Consider the following 14,065-nt stretch of genomic DNA (forward strand, 5'->3'; position numbering starts at 1 on the left):
TTCCCTGTATAATTCATAAGTCCATTATTTTCCTGGAACAAGATCATAATAAAGGAGCATCTCATCATGAAGCTAGTACCTGGTTTTCTTGCCGTCCTCACCTTGTCCGGTGTCATCAGTCTTTCGGCAGCCGCCGCAGAACGGCCCATCACAGTCCAGATTGATCAGCAGAAGCTGAACCTTACTACCAATGCACCGGTTAAAGATCACGACTCCATCCTCATTCCGATGCGGCCCATTTTTGAGAAACTGGGGCTGAACCTGGTGTGGAACGCCAAAACAAACACCATTACAGCAGCAAAGGAAGGCCTGACGATCACACTACAGCTTGGCAGCAAAAAAGCGAGCGTGAACGGAACCGTTAAGCAACTCGCAACCGCTCCCAAAATGATCAACAATGTCACTTACGTGCCTCTGCGTTTTGTCAGCGAAGCGACAGGAAACAGCGTCACCTGGAATGCGGCAGCGAACACCGTTGAAATCAAAAGCAATCAGAGCAGCGCGGACACCAAGGGGATTGCCGAGCTTTTTGACAAATACGTCACCTACTCCAACAAGGGCGATTCCGAAGGCTTCATCAGCCTCATTGATCCGAAATCACCGCTTGCCGCAGCCGGTCCACAGCTCAAGCAGCAGATGAGTACCTTCAGTACTACCACAGCGATTGTCCAGATGGACATTATTGATGTGCAAGCCAAGGAAGCGACCGTACATACCATTGAAACAACAGATAAAGTCAGCGGCCCCTTCATGCTGAACTCGAAATCGGAATATGTATACTCGCTTACCAGGAATGCAGACAACTCCGGCTGGCTGATCAGCAGCATACAAATCAAGGGAACCCAATATATCCTCCCGGATGCTATGCTGAAAGCGGATATTACAGTTCCAAAAGCGGATGAGGATCAAATCAAGGCTGTGCTGCAAGCCAACACGGATTATACCAACAAAGAAGACCTGGACGGCATGCTGTCCACCATTGACGAAACCTCCCCAGCCTACGAGCAGAGCAAACAGATCTATAAGCAAATCTTCCAAACCTATGATCTAGAGACGAAGGTAGAATCCCCCAAGATCATTAGCTATTCGGCCGATGAAGCCGCAATATATGCTGTCCTCACAGTTAAAAAGCTAAAAGGGCCGCAGTTCAACGATTACCGTTCCGAAACCGTCACAACGCTGAAAAAATCAGCGGACGGCAAGTGGAAGCTGGTACAGACCTATACCCTCAATGCTGAAGCATTGACCAAGTAAAACAGACTTATCTTTTTCCCGCCAAAAAACAAGCAGCAGGCCCCAAACCGGGGTCTGCTGCTGTTTTTTCATTCATGCTTCTCACAGAAACCTCCGCCGGATCTCCGGTGTCGGCACCAGGCACTGCTCATCACGGCCAAACCAGCGGTAACGGTTCCTGGCAACGAACCTGTACAGGGAGTCACGCAGCGGGCGGGGTACAATGATGAACACATACACAGCCGGCCACGGAAAACGCAGCCCGCGGGCTATCCGCAGCACTGCAGCAGACTCCGTATAGCACACTCCGTTCTCCAGCAGCACTACCGTACTCAGTCCCCCGGGCACAAGCCCATTTTCAAGCATCAGCTCACGGGAAATCTGACTTTGCAAAGGGGCGAACAGGAATCTGCCCTTGGGATCACGCGGAAGTATGAACCGGACCAGCCCCTGGCACAGATGACACACCCCATCAATCAGCACAACGGACTTGCCCTCTATAGCTGTAATCCGTTCTTCCTCCACTGTCCCACCCCTTTCCGATAATCATAGTATATCCCTGAGCGCCCTCTTAAAAAAACAAAAACGCGGGATAAGCCCCCGCGCCATCGTAGTCCGTCCATTTAATTATTCGGCAATCGCCTTGTCAATCCATTCATTCCCGATCATTTGCCCTTCGAAATCAGCGGTGAAGGCTTCCATGCATTTACAGATAAAATCTTTGCGGCAAACCGGACAAGGCGTCTTGAGCAGGCGGCTGATGTTCGTCATTTTCCATTCCGGAAACCGATTGTAGAACGCGCGGCACTCCGTTCCGTCAGCGAGCTTAACAATGAACTCGTATAATCCTTCCTTATCATTGCTGCTGGCCTTGGTCACATTCGTAATATTCGGTCTATAAGACATCTTCATCACCCATTATTTAAATTTTTGGTAGTAAATAGCACACCCGACATTAACAGATACTTAGACATAGTAAAGAATTTTAGGGGTGATGTCAACCAAAGCACGCTCTCCTGCCAGCTATTTATTATTCTTCCTTATTTCCCTGTCTCTATTTAGACATTATTCCCAGGAACATCCCCCTATAGCCTTCGTCAGGCTTCAATATTTTCATAAGTCAGCGGCTTGATTCTTGGAATAAATGGTGTACAATTAAATTGTTATAAATATATGTTCGGGAGGTATTATTCATGAGTATTTATGATTTTGAAGTAAACACCCTGCGGGGCCAGGAAGAAACACTATCTAAGTACAAAGGCAAAGTGCTGCTCGTCGTGAATACAGCCAGCAAGTGCGGATTTACACCCCAGTATAAAGGTCTTCAAGAAGTGTACGATAAATTCAAGGACCGCGGTTTTGAAGTGCTGGGCTTTCCGAGCAATCAGTTTGCCGGACAGGAGCCTGGGGACAGTGAGGACATCGCCGAATTCTGCGAGATCAACTACGGTGTAACCTTTCCTATGTATGAAAAAATTGATGTCAAAGGCGACGAAGCGCATCCGCTCTTCAAATATCTGTCCAAGGAAGCGCCGGGCGTCCTGGGCTCGAAAAGCGTCAAATGGAACTTCACCAAGTTTCTGGTGGACCAGGAGGGCCGAGTGCTGAAGCGTTTTGCCCCGCAAACCACCCCGGATCAGATTGAAGCAGATATCGCCAAGCTGCTGGGCTGACCTCGGGCCACAATATGCCAAAAGATACTCTTCACGCACGGTGCTTTGCCGATTGCGAAGGGTATCTTTTTTTGCAAACTATACGCCTAGCGCTACGGAGACGGGTTTGACGCATACGTGAGCAGCAGAAACACTGTTAATAAGGGCAATTGCTCATTAAGTTTGATAAAGACAAATCGGGGAGGCTTATCTTTTCTACTATCACTCCTGTTATTGGAATAATTCATAATAATACGTCTTGCCCGGTCAAAGTACTTATGATACTATGAAGAAAGCGTTAACATATAAATCCTTATAAGGATTGTTACTCACTGAGATAAGTCTTTTTGAGGCATTACCTGAATTATTAGGTATGCCTTAAAGGGATTTTTTTGTTTTATTATTACATTTTAGGGGTTAATCTCATGAAGGTGACTAAAAAAATCAATAACAATGTAGCAATTTGTCTGGATGGTAACAATAAAGAGCTAATTGCTTTTGGCAAAGGAATCGGGTTTCCGGCGACACCTTATGAAATTACCGATTTAAGTGTAATTAACATGACATTCTATCGGGTGGACCAGAGGTTTTACGACCTTATTGGGGACATCCCGGAAAATATTCTTGAAGTAACAGCACTTATTGTCGATCAGGCTCGTAAATGCTTAATGTCTCCGCTAAATCCCAATATTCTAGTTGGTCTTTCAGATCATATTAACTTCGCCGTAATCCGACTTAGGAAGTTTAAGAAGATGCAGATGCTATTCTCTTATGATATTGAACAACTATATCCAAAGGAAACCGAACTTAACAATGTGCATTCCGCTCATAACCAGGAACTGCCAAAGTGCTGCAATAATAGCTACAGCAATAAATCCTGCGCCAATATTCCCAAGCCCTAGAAGAGCCTTAGAAATGTAATTGCCGATAAAAGAACCCGCAGGCCCTAATACAATAAGCGAAATAGGCAGCATAACCAAAAATTGTGAGTGATGGTGCAAAAATAGTTTTGAGAACACTCGGCAAGTATTTCTTAAAAAACTTCTCAACGTAAGACATAACCCATACTGACATAAAATTCTCTCTTGATGAAATAGAAGCCGCAGGTTACTCATCCAATACAGCCATTATTGTAACAAACTCTGATAACTATCCAAACGATCCTGTCATAAATCTGGGCGTTAAGAATCCTCCAGAGAAGATTATGGATTTGTAATAACACCCATAACGTCCGCACAATCATTCAAGGAGGGGTTTTATGAAAAAATTACTAGCTCGGGCTGATGATTTGGGCTACTCAGAAGGCGTAAATTACGGTATTGCTAAAAGTGTACTAGAAGGAATTATCGGAAGTGTAGGGGTCATGACCAACATGCCCACAGTTGAACATGGATTGAGTCTTTTGAAAGGCACGAAAGTTTGCTTAGGCCAGCATACCAATATATGTATAGGAAAACCCTTGACAGATCCTTCGCGGATTAAAAGTCTTATTAATGAGAACGGTGAGTTCAAATCTTCAAAGGAATATCGGGAGGCAAAGGAGGATTTTGTTGTTCTCGATGAGGTTATTTTGGAGATCGAAGCTCAATATAAAAAATTTATTGAGCTTACTGGGCATAAGCCGCGATATTTCGAAGGACATGCTGTTGCCAGTAAAAATTTTTTTCGGGGCTTAGAAATCGTCTCCGGCAAATATGGGCTGAAATATTCTCCTTTCTCACTGGAAGGCTCGATAAAGATCAATAATAAACAAGTGAAAGTCAGTATGGATTCCATGAAGCCAGACTACGAACCTTTCGAAGCATTGAAAAAAGGGCTGGCGGATACAGACAATTATGATTACATCATGTTTATCTGCCATCCAGGTTATTTAGACGGCTATATATTGAAAAATTCGTCGCTTACGATCCCGAGACCTCTGGAAGTTGATATGCTGTGCGATCTCCACACCAGAGCGTGGCTTAAGCAGTCTAGTGTTGAGTTAATCACATATGATGACCTATAAGTTCGATAGTTTAAGGTGTTCTTTCGCTTATGCTTTACAGATTAGTGAAGGTGCGTAAAGGTTAGCAGCGTACAAGCTATGTGGCCAAAATCGCTGTGAATTCCGCCTTAATTTGCTTCCCGCCAACATTTCATCAGCATCGTCTAATAAAAAAAGCAAAAACCCTTGAATCATCAAGGGTTTTTGCTTTTTGCATATGATGCGGTAGAGAGGACTCGAACCTCCACGGGTATACACCCACTACCCCCTCAAGATAGCGTGTCTGCCATTCCACCACTACCGCGCGGTGTTTAATTTCATTGAAGCATTGTTTGAGTCCAACATTCAATATTATAAAACGTTTGCCGCCAAAAGTAAAGCGGCCCGTTTAAGAATTTTCTTCTGATTCTTTTTGCTTGCGGTATTGGGTAAAAGCGATATATTCCTTAATGAAATTCTGCTCTTCAGTCAGCAAGTCTTCAGTTTGGCAATTCAATTGCCGCATTTGACCAAAAAAATAATCTTCCGAGCCTTCACGCACCATATCAGGTGTCTTCTTGCCCAAGATCAGCCAGTCCAGACTCACATGGAAAAAAGCCCCGATCTCGATCAGCTTGTGTGTTCCCGGTGTAGACTTGCCCCGCTTCCAATCTCCCATATTTCCAGTGCTGATATTCAGTTGCTCACAAAAGGATTTCTTGGTTATTCCCTTTTGCTTAATCAGGTATTCAATTCGCTCATATATGGACTTCATCGGTCAACCACCCCTCCACTTAATTAAAAAACACTTATTTGCGTAATTATTATTGAAAAATGACGTAAAAAAGTATATAATTAACTATTATTATTCCTTATCCCATTATAACATACGGCTGGATAGTCGATAAGAGGTGAGCCCTTGTGAACAGCAAACGTCCTATTACCCCCTACGGCTGGGCAGTCAAACAGCGGCTGACGGAACTGCATCTGGATCAGAAAAAATTTTGCGAGATTTACGGAATCCCGCCTTATCGCCTCTCCAACCTGATTCACGGCACACGCAAAGCAGAACGGTACAGGCGCCAGGTTTCGGAACTTCTGGGTTTGCCTCCATCCTAGCTTCTCATCCTGTGTGATCTCAAGGAGCGATTACTTTTGTCCTTTACCCCAACCCATTCCCTTCTATCGCTGCCGGGTAACCTACTCGTTACGGACAGCAATGGAGTTATTCTGTATGCCAGCGCCAGTTGGCTCGAATACAGCCAGTTCTATGGCCTTTCCCCTGACACTGAATGGATTGGCGGCAATATCTTAGAGGTGTTTCAAGAGCTTATTGCCTATCCGGGTATGACTGCGGCGCTGAGTGAGACGCTTCAGGACATTGTAGAGGGCGAGCGCTTGATTTCCAGCTCCGAGCTGGTGGTTAGGACGGCCAATAAAGGCAGCAGGGCAGTCCGGCTGGACATATTTCCGCTTCTGACAGAGCAGCCCGCACAAGGCAGGAACCTTGTCCTCTCCCTCCATGATGCCGGTCCTGCCGCCGGAAGAGGCCATATTCAACCGGTTAGAGCCGCCGCCGGCACCCGCCTGAGCACAACGTATCATCCTCTCATACCAATCTGCGCTTCCTGCAAGTCGGTCCGGAGCGCCCAAGAGGAATGGATCACGCTTGAGCATTTCCTGCAGCACCAGCTCTCCCTGCAATTCACCCATGATATCTGCCCGGACTGCATCCGGCAATTATACCCCAAATACGCCGCAGCGCTGGAGCATTAAGCGGGCTCCAGCTTATCCATCCCTGCTACATACCAAAAAAGCCACCCCTATCAGATGGAATACTCTGATTAGGAGTGGCTTTGTGTCATTGGATGCGGTAGAGAGGACTCGAACCTCCACGGGTATACACCCACTACCCCCTCAAGATAGCGTGTCTGCCATTCCACCACTACCGCATATGCTTCAACGAACCCTATGGATTCTCATCCCAAACTCGAAGAAGAAATGGTGACTCGTATGGGATTCGAACCCATGTTACCTCCGTGAAAGGGAGGTGTCTTAACCCCTTGACCAACGAGCCTTATTAACAATTATGTCTTTGTCACAACAAAAATGAGTATATCAAACTCTGAGTATTTTGACAAGATGTTTTATTGAAGATTTTTTTGTTGGCAATACAAAGGAATACGGAGGGCATTAAGCCCTCCGCATATAGATTAACCAGACCACAGCTTAATGCTTAAGGATTAACCTTGGTTTCGAAAGTTTGCTTGCCGTCGACAAATTTCAGAACAACAGCCGCTTTTACCGGGTCATGGGACTCGTTCAGCGTAATTTTGCCGGTAGCAAGCTGCAAATCCTTAGTCGCTGCCAAAGCGTCTTTAATCTTGGCAGGATCAGCCTCACCCGCACGGGAAATCGCATCGGCAACCAGCTTCAGGGCATCATAACCCAGGGCCGCCATACCGTCCGGCACCGCGCCGCCATTGGCTGCTTTGTAGGCGTCAACGAAGGATGTGACTTCAGTAGCGGTATCCTCCGGCGAATAGTGATTGGACATGTAAGTGTCCTTCAAAGCATCTGCGCCAGCAATTTCTGCAAGCTGTGGAGAATCCCAGCCATCGCCGCCCAGGAATGGAGCCGTGATGCCCATCTCGCGGGCCTGCTTCAGGATTTTACCAACCTCTTCATAATAGCCGGGCAGATAAATAACATCCGGGTTTGCGGCTTTGATCCGTGTGAGCACAGCTTTGAAGTCGGAATCCTTTTGCTGGTAAGACTCCTGGCTCAGGATTTCTCCGCCCTTTGACTTGAAGGTTTCTTCAAAAAACTTCTGCAGACCTTTGGAATAGTCACTCGAAGTATCGGTGTAGATTACCGCTGTTTTGGCTTTCAGGGAGTCTATTGCAAAGTTTGCCATAACCTGCCCTTGGAAAGGGTCGATAAAGGCCGCGCGGAACACCCAATCGTTCACTTTATTGGTGCGTTCGTCAACCGTAACCTTAGGGTTGGTAGCCCCCACTGCAACAAGCGGAATTTTCTTTTCTGTGGCTACAGGAACGATACCCAAAGTATTCGTCGATGTGGAGGCTCCGATGATCGTAACCACTTTATCATTGGTGATCAGCTTTTGGGCAATCTGAGTGGCTTCCTCGGATTTCGAGGCGTTATCGGATACAATGAGCTCCAGCTTCTTGCCAAGGATACCGCCTGCGTCATTGATTTGCTGCACCGCCAGCTTCGCGCCCTTTGATGCGGAGTCGCCAAAAGAAGCCTGCCCGCCTGTAAGCTCAAGGTCAGCACCGATTTTGATGGTGTCCCCGCCGGCATTGCCGCCGCTTGCAGAGTTTCCGCTCTTCTCTGTGTTGTTGCCGCAGCCCGAAGCTAATACCGCGATCAATACCGTCGACAAAATAATGGCCCCAATTTTCTTCATAGTTTCTCCCAGCCTCCCGAATAATTAAATTTTATATATGTTGTTTCTGTGATGATTCATGTAGGCTGCCCTAATGTCCGAGATACGCCATTTTGATTTCCTCCGAATCGGCCAATTCCTTGGCGTCGCCTTCCAGTACGACTCTCCCGGTCTCCAGCACATAAGCGCGGTGGGCGATTTTTAGTGCCTGATGCGCATTTTGCTCAACCAGCAGCACTGTCGTGCCGGCAGCATTTACTTCCTTGATGATGTTAAAAATATCCTGCACCAGAAGCGGGGCCAGGCCCATGGATGGTTCATCCAGAAGCAGCAGCTTAGGGTGGCCCATAAGCGCCCGCCCCATAGCCAGCATTTGCTGCTCGCCGCCGGATAAGGTGCCGGCCTGCTGCTTTTTACGCTCCAAAAGCTTCGGGAAGGTCGTGTAGACTTTTTCAAAATCAGCCGGGAGGCTTGTGGAATCCTGCAAGTAAGCGCCAAGCTCCAGGTTCTCCTCCACCGACATATTAGCGAATACGCGCCGGCCTTCGGGACAATGAATCAAGCCCTCCTTGACAATCGCCTGAACACTTTGGCCGGTGATTGATTTGTCCAGAAAGTTGATGCTGCCCGTCTTCGGCTTAAGCAGCCCCGAAAGTGTCTTAAGCAGCGTAGATTTGCCGGCACCATTGGCACCGATCAGCGTCACAATTTCTCCTTGCCGGACTTCGATGCTAAGCTCCTTCAGCGCGTGAATGGCCCCATAATAAACGTTGATTCCTTGTACCTTCAGCATAGCCTTACGCCTCCTGTCCCAAATAGGCTTCGATAACCTTGGGATTGCTGCGGATCTCCAGAGGCGTCCCCTCTGCAATCAGCATGCCGCGGTCGAGCACATAAATCCGGTCGCAGACTCCCATCACAAGCGACATATCGTGCTCAATCAGGAGAATGGTAAGGTCAAATTCCTTACGAATCCAGGCAATCAGGTTCATCAGATCACGCGTTTCATTCGGGTTCATGCCCGCAGCCGGCTCATCAAGCAATAGCAGTCTGGGACCGGCGGCCAGCGCCCGGGCGATTTCAAGACGCCGCTGATTCCCATAGCTGAGATTGCTGGCAACCTCTTCGCTTTGTTCGGCAAGATTGAATATTTTCAGAATATCCATAGCCTTCCGCGTAATTTCATCCTCTTCCTTGAAATGCTTCGGCAGCCGGAGCATGGAGGTGAGGAGGGAGTGTCCGGCATGCTGGTGAAAGGCAATTTTGACATTTTCCAGTACGGTCATTGATGTGAACAGCCGAATGTTCTGAAAGGTACGTGCGGCTCCCTTATGGTTAATCTTATAGGGCTTCATACCGCCGATAGATTCGTTGTTAAGGATGATGCTGCCTGTAGAGGGAGGGTATACGCCGGTCAGTAAATTGAACAGCGTTGTTTTCCCAGCACCGTTAGGCCCGATCAGGCCAATCAGCTCGCCCCGGTCAATATGAAGGGAAACTTCACACAGCGCTTTAAGCCCGCCAAAAGATCGGCTAGCCTCCTTAACATCAAGAAGCACTGCTGCCTTTGATTGCGTCATTGGACTCTGCCTCCTTTTTACCGAACCTGCCCAGCGAAAATTTAGTCCGGCCAAGCAGGCCGCTTGGACGGAAGATCATCATCAGGATCAGCACAATGGAATAAATAATCATCCGCCATTCCGGGAATTCACGCAGATAGGTGTACAGCAGGGTAACGAATACCGCACCTACGATGGAGCCAGCGGTACTGCCGAGCCCTCCGAGCACAACCATAACGATGATTTCAAAGGACTTCAGGAAGTTAAAGCTCCCCGGGGTAATGACATAGAACGTATGCGCAGACAATCCGCCAGCAATACCCGCGAACAAAGCGCCGATGGTAAAAGCGATAATTTTGTAGCGTGTCGTATTAATTCCCATAGCCTCGGCGGCAATTTCATTCTCGCGGATCGCAATACAAGCCCGGCCGTGGGTAGACCTGATAAAGTTATTGATCACAACAACAGTAATCAGCGTGAACAGGAACAGCAGAGTCCATGTGGTTTTGGCCGGAATGCCGCTAAGCCCGGAAGCCCCGCCTACGTATTCCGTGTTCAGCATAATGATGCGGATAATCTCGCCGAACCCAAGGGTGGCAATCGCCAGATAGTCGCCATTGAGCCGCAGTGTAGGCATGCCGATCAAGACCCCAAACACTGCTGCCAGCAGCCCGCCCGCAATAATTGCCGCAATAAATGGAACGTTGTAATCCAGCGTCAGGATAGCCGAGGTGTACGCCCCCACTGACATAAACCCTGCATGACCGATGGAGAACTGTCCGGTAATCCCTGTAATCAAATTGAGCGATACCGCAAGCATGATATTAACACCGATCAATAGCAGCGTAGATCTGTTCACATCACTAAGAATTCCTGTTGTTAGCAGAACTTGTACGATGCCATAGAACGCGAGGGCAACAATAATGCCGACCCAGAAATTTTTGTTCAGCTTTTTCACGCCGATCGCCTCCTATACTTTCTCCCGGACATTCTTGCCGAACAGCCCGGAGGGTCTAAAGATAAGAATCAGGATCAGCACGGCAAAAGCCACACCGTCACGCCAGGAGGAAAATCCGAGTGATGAAATTTCCGTCTCTACCGTTCCTAGCAGCAATCCGCCTACAAGCGCTCCCGGGATGCTTCCGATTCCGCCAAGAACCGCAGCTACAAAAGCTTTAAGGCCTGGCATTACGCCCATCAAAGGATCAACCGTGTTATAGGTCATACCGAAGATCACGCCTGCTGCCGCTGCAAGCGCCGAGCCGATAGCAAAGGTAGCCGAAATGGTACGGTCCACGTTGATCCCCATCAGACGGGCCGCTTCCACATCGAACGATACCGCCCGCATCGCTTTGCCGGTTTTGGTGTAATGGACAATGTATTGCAGAAGAATCATAAGAATTATCGTTGTTAGAAGAATCATGACTTGATTCGATTCCACTTGAATGGATGAGCCGAATAAGGTGTATTGCTTCTTCTCCATAATATCCGGGAAGCCTTTAGCCTGCGGTCCAAGGATAAGTACTCCGGTATACTCCAGTAAAAAGGATACGCCGATCGCCGTAATCAATGCTGCGATACGCGTCGACTTGCGAAGCGGCTTATAGGCCAGCCTTTCAATTGTGATGCCCAGCAGCGCGCTGATCGTCATCGAAATGACAAGCGACAGCAGCAGGACGACCACCGGGGGCAAACCTGCATTTGCCAGATATCCCGCGCTGTATAATCCGATAAAAGAACCCACCATAAATACATCGCCATGCGCAAAATTGATCAGCTTGATAATACCGTAGACCATCGTGTACCCAAGGGCGATCAGAGCATAAATGCTGCCTACGGAAATCCCGTTAATTAATTGTTGAATGAAATACTCCATCGCCATCCCCTCTTCCTATAAATATCCATAATACCCCTTCTTCTTCCTTGGATTCTTTTTATTCAATTTCATTTTTATGTCATTTATACTAACACATCCCCATAATCTCGTCACCAAAAAACTTGGGGCGTAATATAAAATTCGGAATTTGTGTAACTTTACATAACATAATCACGATAGATTCGCGTAATAAATAATCGTCAGCAAGGAGAAATTCGAAGATAACCGGAGAAAATCAGAGGATTTCAAAGTATATGCTTTCTGTGCGCTTTTTTCCTTTTTTATCACAATGCTTCACTTTATCGCAATTCATATAACATTTGTCTCTTTAACGCATTAAATCATTAATTAAATGTGCGGGAGGGGCGCGGCTTCAACAACGGCATTTCTGCCGTTGTTCCTGTGCTAACCTGCCACTTCGGCTTCAACAACGGCATTTCTGCCGTTGTTCCTGTGCTAACCTGCCACTTCGGCTTCAACAACGGCATTTCTGCCGTTGTTCCTGCTCTAACCTGCCACTTCGGCTTCAACAACGGCATTTCTGCCGTTGTTCCCAACACTGTCGCCCTGCGGACGACGCTAATCTACCTGCAACAAAAAAAGAGCTTCACCTGGAAGCTCTTCTTGTATTAAATAGTTAGTTTTCTCATCCCTAACAAGGGAGTTTTTTCAACGGAGAGAGAGGGATACTCTCACTTCGTGAGAGATTGCGATGTATTGCTAACGAAGCTTATGCTCCAACGAACCACTGAGGGTTCTCATCCCTAACAGGGAAGTATTTCAACGGAGAGAGAGGGATTCGAACCCTCGCACCACTTACGCAGTCTAACCCCTTAGCAGAGGGTCCCCTTATAGCCACTTGGGTATCTCTCCAAAAAAATGGCTCCCCGAACAGGACTCGAACCTGTGACAACTCGATTAACAGTCGAGTGCTCTACCAACTGAGCTATCAGGGAACATTACGTGAACAAGGAATAATTTATCATGATTTTCTGGTCTAGTCAAGCATAAGAATTATATTTAGATAACGTTTTCAGTATATCCCTAACACCATTCCCCATCCAGAGGAAGCGTGACACGCTCCAGTAACCCCTCTTGCTCCAGCCGCCCCTTAAGCTGCGCACGGGTGACCAGACAATGGTTAATGGCTTCCATATGAACAGCAATAACGGAAGCTGACGGGAGATAGCGGCACAGCTCCACAACATCCTGCTCGTTCATCGTAATATGTCCCCCGGTTAAGAACTGTGCTCCACCGGCATTGACTACGACTACTTCAGGAGTGTGCTCATCCAGGGCTTGCTTGACTTCCTCACACCAAATCGTGTCTCCCGCCAGATACAAGGTCGGCTCTCCTTCGGCCCGAAAAACAAAACCGGACACCTTGCCCATAAGCTTCCCGATCTCTCCCGTTCCATGCTGGCCGCCGGTCCGCTTCAGGGTCACTCCCTGAAATTGCAGCTCCTCGCTGTCATCAACCACAGAAATATGCTTGAATGCCTGCGCCGCAATAGTCTCTCCATCTCCGTCCTGGCATAACACGGGAAGCTCATGGGACAAGAGTGACACTGCCGCCTGATCCCAATGGTCCTGGTGAAGATGTGTAACCAGAACTGCATCCGGTGCAAGCCACTGCTCAGCCGGTCCCGGCAAAGCTACGAGCGGATTTCTGCGTTGATTCTCCGTATTCACAATCGGCGGGTTGGCCTCTTTTTCGCTGAGCATAGGGTCGATCAGAAAAGTAACGCCGCCGTATTCCAGCCACAGGGCCGCATTGCGGATGAGTTGGATTTTCATCAGAAACACCTCTTTCTTCTTGCTGTCTTCTGCTACAATCAATTATAGACACCCCTCGCTCAAGAATACATTGTGCGGCGAAAGAGATTAGCCTGTTCTACTTTCACCCGGAAAGGATTTTATGAAGATGACTCCATACTTGATAGACGATACAGATTACCGCATCCTGCAGTATCTTATAGAGGATTCGACGCGGAGCCACAAGGACATCGGAGAGCTTGTACACATGACAGGTCAGGCTGTGGGCGCGCGAATCCGCAGAATGCGGGAGCTGGAGATTATTGAAGGCTATACCGTGCGCTGGAACCCCCTGAAGGTCGGGCTGGATATTCATGCGTTTATCACAGTGTTTTTGAGCTCAAATGCGGCCCATCCCCCATTTCAAAAGTTCGCACAGAATCACAGCGGTGTAGCCGAGCTGCATCGTGTCAGCGGAGAAGGCTGCTACTGGATGCGCGTGCGCTTGAGAGATCAGGAGGAGCTGAACGCTTTTCTGGACCAACTGCTGGAGTACGGCAATTATCGGGTCAATCTCGGAATGGGACAACTGAAATAATTCCGCAAAAATGGATC

The 14,065-nt window shown here is 47.8% G+C and carries 17 protein-coding genes and 5 tRNA genes; 8 read left to right on the plus strand and 14 right to left on the minus strand.

What is annotated here, in order from left to right; all coding sequences use genetic code 11:
• Positions 1 to 66 precede the first annotated feature (66 nt).
• On the plus strand, positions 67 to 1,254 hold the full coding sequence (locus tag B212_RS33305; protein ID WP_019912951.1) for a copper amine oxidase N-terminal domain-containing protein: 1,188 nt from the start codon (positions 67 to 69) through the stop codon (positions 1,252 to 1,254).
• Between the two features lie 81 nt (positions 1,255 to 1,335).
• On the opposite strand, the gene B212_RS0120665 is transcribed toward B212_RS33305, so the two are convergent.
• On the minus strand, positions 1,336 to 1,758 hold the full coding sequence (locus tag B212_RS0120665; RefSeq protein ID WP_019912952.1) for a thiol-disulfide oxidoreductase DCC family protein: 423 nt from the start codon (positions 1,756 to 1,758) through the stop codon (positions 1,336 to 1,338).
• A gap of 102 nt (positions 1,759 to 1,860) precedes the next feature.
• Positions 1,861 to 2,139, minus strand: coding sequence for a hypothetical protein (locus B212_RS0120670; protein WP_019912953.1), 279 nt, complete (start codon positions 2,137 to 2,139; stop codon positions 1,861 to 1,863).
• A 287-nt stretch (positions 2,140 to 2,426) separates the two neighbouring features.
• Here B212_RS0120670 and B212_RS0120675 point away from each other — a divergent pair, with 287 nt between their 5' ends.
• The 3 genes from B212_RS0120675 to B212_RS0120685 all read left to right on the plus strand — a co-directional run bounded on the left by B212_RS0120675 (position 2,427) and on the right by B212_RS0120685 (position 4,890).
• Complete coding sequence (locus B212_RS0120675; protein ID WP_019912954.1) at positions 2,427 to 2,906, plus strand: glutathione peroxidase; 480 nt, start codon at positions 2,427 to 2,429, stop codon at positions 2,904 to 2,906.
• Between the two features lie 404 nt (positions 2,907 to 3,310).
• Entirely contained in the window at positions 3,311 to 3,787 is a 477-nt protein-coding gene (locus B212_RS32025) for a CAT RNA binding domain-containing protein (protein ID WP_019912956.1), read from the plus strand.
• Between the two features lie 356 nt (positions 3,788 to 4,143).
• Positions 4,144 to 4,890, plus strand: coding sequence for a ChbG/HpnK family deacetylase (locus B212_RS0120685; protein WP_019912957.1), 747 nt, complete (start codon positions 4,144 to 4,146; stop codon positions 4,888 to 4,890).
• A 200-nt stretch (positions 4,891 to 5,090) separates the two neighbouring features.
• Here the strand turns inward: B212_RS0120685 and B212_RS0120690 are convergent.
• Positions 5,091 to 5,173, minus strand: a tRNA-Leu gene (locus B212_RS0120690).
• 84 nt (positions 5,174 to 5,257) lie between these two features.
• Positions 5,258 to 5,623: a helix-turn-helix domain-containing protein gene (locus B212_RS0120695; RefSeq protein WP_019912958.1), complete on the minus strand. Its 366-nt coding sequence runs from the start codon at positions 5,621 to 5,623 to the stop codon at positions 5,258 to 5,260.
• 146 nt (positions 5,624 to 5,769) lie between these two features.
• Between B212_RS0120695 and B212_RS0120700 the strand changes: the two genes are divergently transcribed.
• Entirely contained in the window at positions 5,770 to 5,967 is a 198-nt protein-coding gene (locus B212_RS0120700; RefSeq protein ID WP_019912959.1) for a hypothetical protein, read from the plus strand.
• A gap of 36 nt (positions 5,968 to 6,003) precedes the next feature.
• A complete protein-coding gene (locus B212_RS0120705; RefSeq protein ID WP_019912960.1) occupies positions 6,004 to 6,624 on the plus strand; it encodes a PAS domain-containing protein in 621 nt (206 codons plus the stop codon).
• Between the two features lie 93 nt (positions 6,625 to 6,717).
• On the opposite strand, the gene B212_RS0120710 is transcribed toward B212_RS0120705, so the two are convergent.
• The 7 genes from B212_RS0120710 to B212_RS0120740 all read right to left on the minus strand — a co-directional run bounded on the left by B212_RS0120710 (position 6,718) and on the right by B212_RS0120740 (position 11,695).
• A tRNA-Leu gene (locus B212_RS0120710) sits at positions 6,718 to 6,800 on the minus strand.
• Positions 6,801 to 6,850: 50 nt separating this feature from the next.
• A tRNA-Glu gene (locus B212_RS0120715) sits at positions 6,851 to 6,925 on the minus strand.
• Between the two features lie 159 nt (positions 6,926 to 7,084).
• Complete coding sequence (locus tag B212_RS0120720; RefSeq protein WP_019912961.1) at positions 7,085 to 8,281, minus strand: ABC transporter substrate-binding protein; 1,197 nt, start codon at positions 8,279 to 8,281, stop codon at positions 7,085 to 7,087.
• Positions 8,282 to 8,351: 70 nt separating this feature from the next.
• Positions 8,352 to 9,053 carry an ABC transporter ATP-binding protein gene (locus B212_RS0120725; RefSeq protein WP_019912962.1) on the minus strand — a complete coding sequence of 234 codons (702 nt, stop codon included), beginning with the start codon at positions 9,051 to 9,053 and terminating at the stop codon, positions 8,352 to 8,354.
• 4 nt (positions 9,054 to 9,057) lie between these two features.
• Positions 9,058 to 9,840, minus strand: a complete 783-nt coding sequence (locus B212_RS0120730) for an ABC transporter ATP-binding protein (protein WP_019912965.1) — start codon at positions 9,838 to 9,840, stop codon at positions 9,058 to 9,060.
• Positions 9,809 to 10,777, minus strand: a complete 969-nt coding sequence (locus B212_RS0120735) for a branched-chain amino acid ABC transporter permease (RefSeq protein WP_019912966.1) — start codon at positions 10,775 to 10,777, stop codon at positions 9,809 to 9,811. Before B212_RS0120735 ends, B212_RS0120730 begins: the two co-directional genes overlap by 32 nt.
• A 12-nt stretch (positions 10,778 to 10,789) precedes the next feature.
• The gene (locus B212_RS0120740) at positions 10,790 to 11,695 is read right to left on the minus strand and encodes a branched-chain amino acid ABC transporter permease (RefSeq protein WP_019912967.1); all 906 of its coding nucleotides are present in this window, start codon (positions 11,693 to 11,695) and stop codon (positions 10,790 to 10,792) included.
• A gap of 354 nt (positions 11,696 to 12,049) precedes the next feature.
• Between B212_RS0120740 and B212_RS0120745 the strand changes: the two genes are divergently transcribed.
• Positions 12,050 to 12,328, plus strand: a complete 279-nt coding sequence (locus tag B212_RS0120745) for a hypothetical protein (protein WP_019912968.1) — start codon at positions 12,050 to 12,052, stop codon at positions 12,326 to 12,328.
• 151 nt (positions 12,329 to 12,479) lie between these two features.
• Here the strand turns inward: B212_RS0120745 and B212_RS0120750 are convergent.
• The 3 genes from B212_RS0120750 to B212_RS0120760 all read right to left on the minus strand — a co-directional run bounded on the left by B212_RS0120750 (position 12,480) and on the right by B212_RS0120760 (position 13,492).
• Positions 12,480 to 12,568, minus strand: a tRNA-Ser gene (locus B212_RS0120750).
• 7 nt (positions 12,569 to 12,575) lie between these two features.
• Positions 12,576 to 12,651, minus strand: a tRNA-Asn gene (locus tag B212_RS0120755).
• Between the two features lie 88 nt (positions 12,652 to 12,739).
• Positions 12,740 to 13,492, minus strand: coding sequence for an MBL fold metallo-hydrolase (locus B212_RS0120760; protein ID WP_028530966.1), 753 nt, complete (start codon positions 13,490 to 13,492; stop codon positions 12,740 to 12,742).
• A 127-nt stretch (positions 13,493 to 13,619) separates the two neighbouring features.
• On the opposite strand from B212_RS0120760, the gene B212_RS0120765 reads away from it, so the two are divergent.
• Entirely contained in the window at positions 13,620 to 14,048 is a 429-nt protein-coding gene (locus B212_RS0120765) for an Lrp/AsnC family transcriptional regulator (protein WP_028530967.1), read from the plus strand.
• Positions 14,049 to 14,065: the final 17 nt, after the last annotated feature.

The sequence above is a fragment of the Paenibacillus sp. HW567 genome (genome assembly GCF_000374185.1).
Classification (GTDB): domain Bacteria; phylum Bacillota; class Bacilli; order Paenibacillales; family Paenibacillaceae; genus Paenibacillus_AQ.

Coding starts and splice junctions, on each gene's coding strand:
- B212_RS33305 (WP_019912951.1), top strand. CDS start 67: ATGAAGCTAGTACCTGGTTTTCTTGCCGTCCTCACCTTGTCCGGTGTC.
- B212_RS0120670 (WP_019912953.1), bottom strand. CDS start 2,139: ATGTCTTATAGACCGAATATTACGAATGTGACCAAGGCCAGCAGCAAT.
- B212_RS0120675 (WP_019912954.1), top strand. CDS start 2,427: ATGAGTATTTATGATTTTGAAGTAAACACCCTGCGGGGCCAGGAAGAA.
- B212_RS32025 (WP_019912956.1), top strand. CDS start 3,311: ATGAAGGTGACTAAAAAAATCAATAACAATGTAGCAATTTGTCTGGAT.
- B212_RS0120685 (WP_019912957.1), top strand. CDS start 4,144: ATGAAAAAATTACTAGCTCGGGCTGATGATTTGGGCTACTCAGAAGGC.
- B212_RS0120695 (WP_019912958.1), bottom strand. CDS start 5,623: ATGAAGTCCATATATGAGCGAATTGAATACCTGATTAAGCAAAAGGGA.
- B212_RS0120720 (WP_019912961.1), bottom strand. CDS start 8,281: ATGAAGAAAATTGGGGCCATTATTTTGTCGACGGTATTGATCGCGGTA.
- B212_RS0120725 (WP_019912962.1), bottom strand. CDS start 9,053: ATGCTGAAGGTACAAGGAATCAACGTTTATTATGGGGCCATTCACGCG.
- B212_RS0120730 (WP_019912965.1), bottom strand. CDS start 9,840: ATGACGCAATCAAAGGCAGCAGTGCTTCTTGATGTTAAGGAGGCTAGC.
- B212_RS0120740 (WP_019912967.1), bottom strand. CDS start 11,695: ATGGAGTATTTCATTCAACAATTAATTAACGGGATTTCCGTAGGCAGC.
- B212_RS0120760 (WP_028530966.1), bottom strand. CDS start 13,492: ATGAAAATCCAACTCATCCGCAATGCGGCCCTGTGGCTGGAATACGGC.
- B212_RS0120765 (WP_028530967.1), top strand. CDS start 13,620: ATGACTCCATACTTGATAGACGATACAGATTACCGCATCCTGCAGTAT.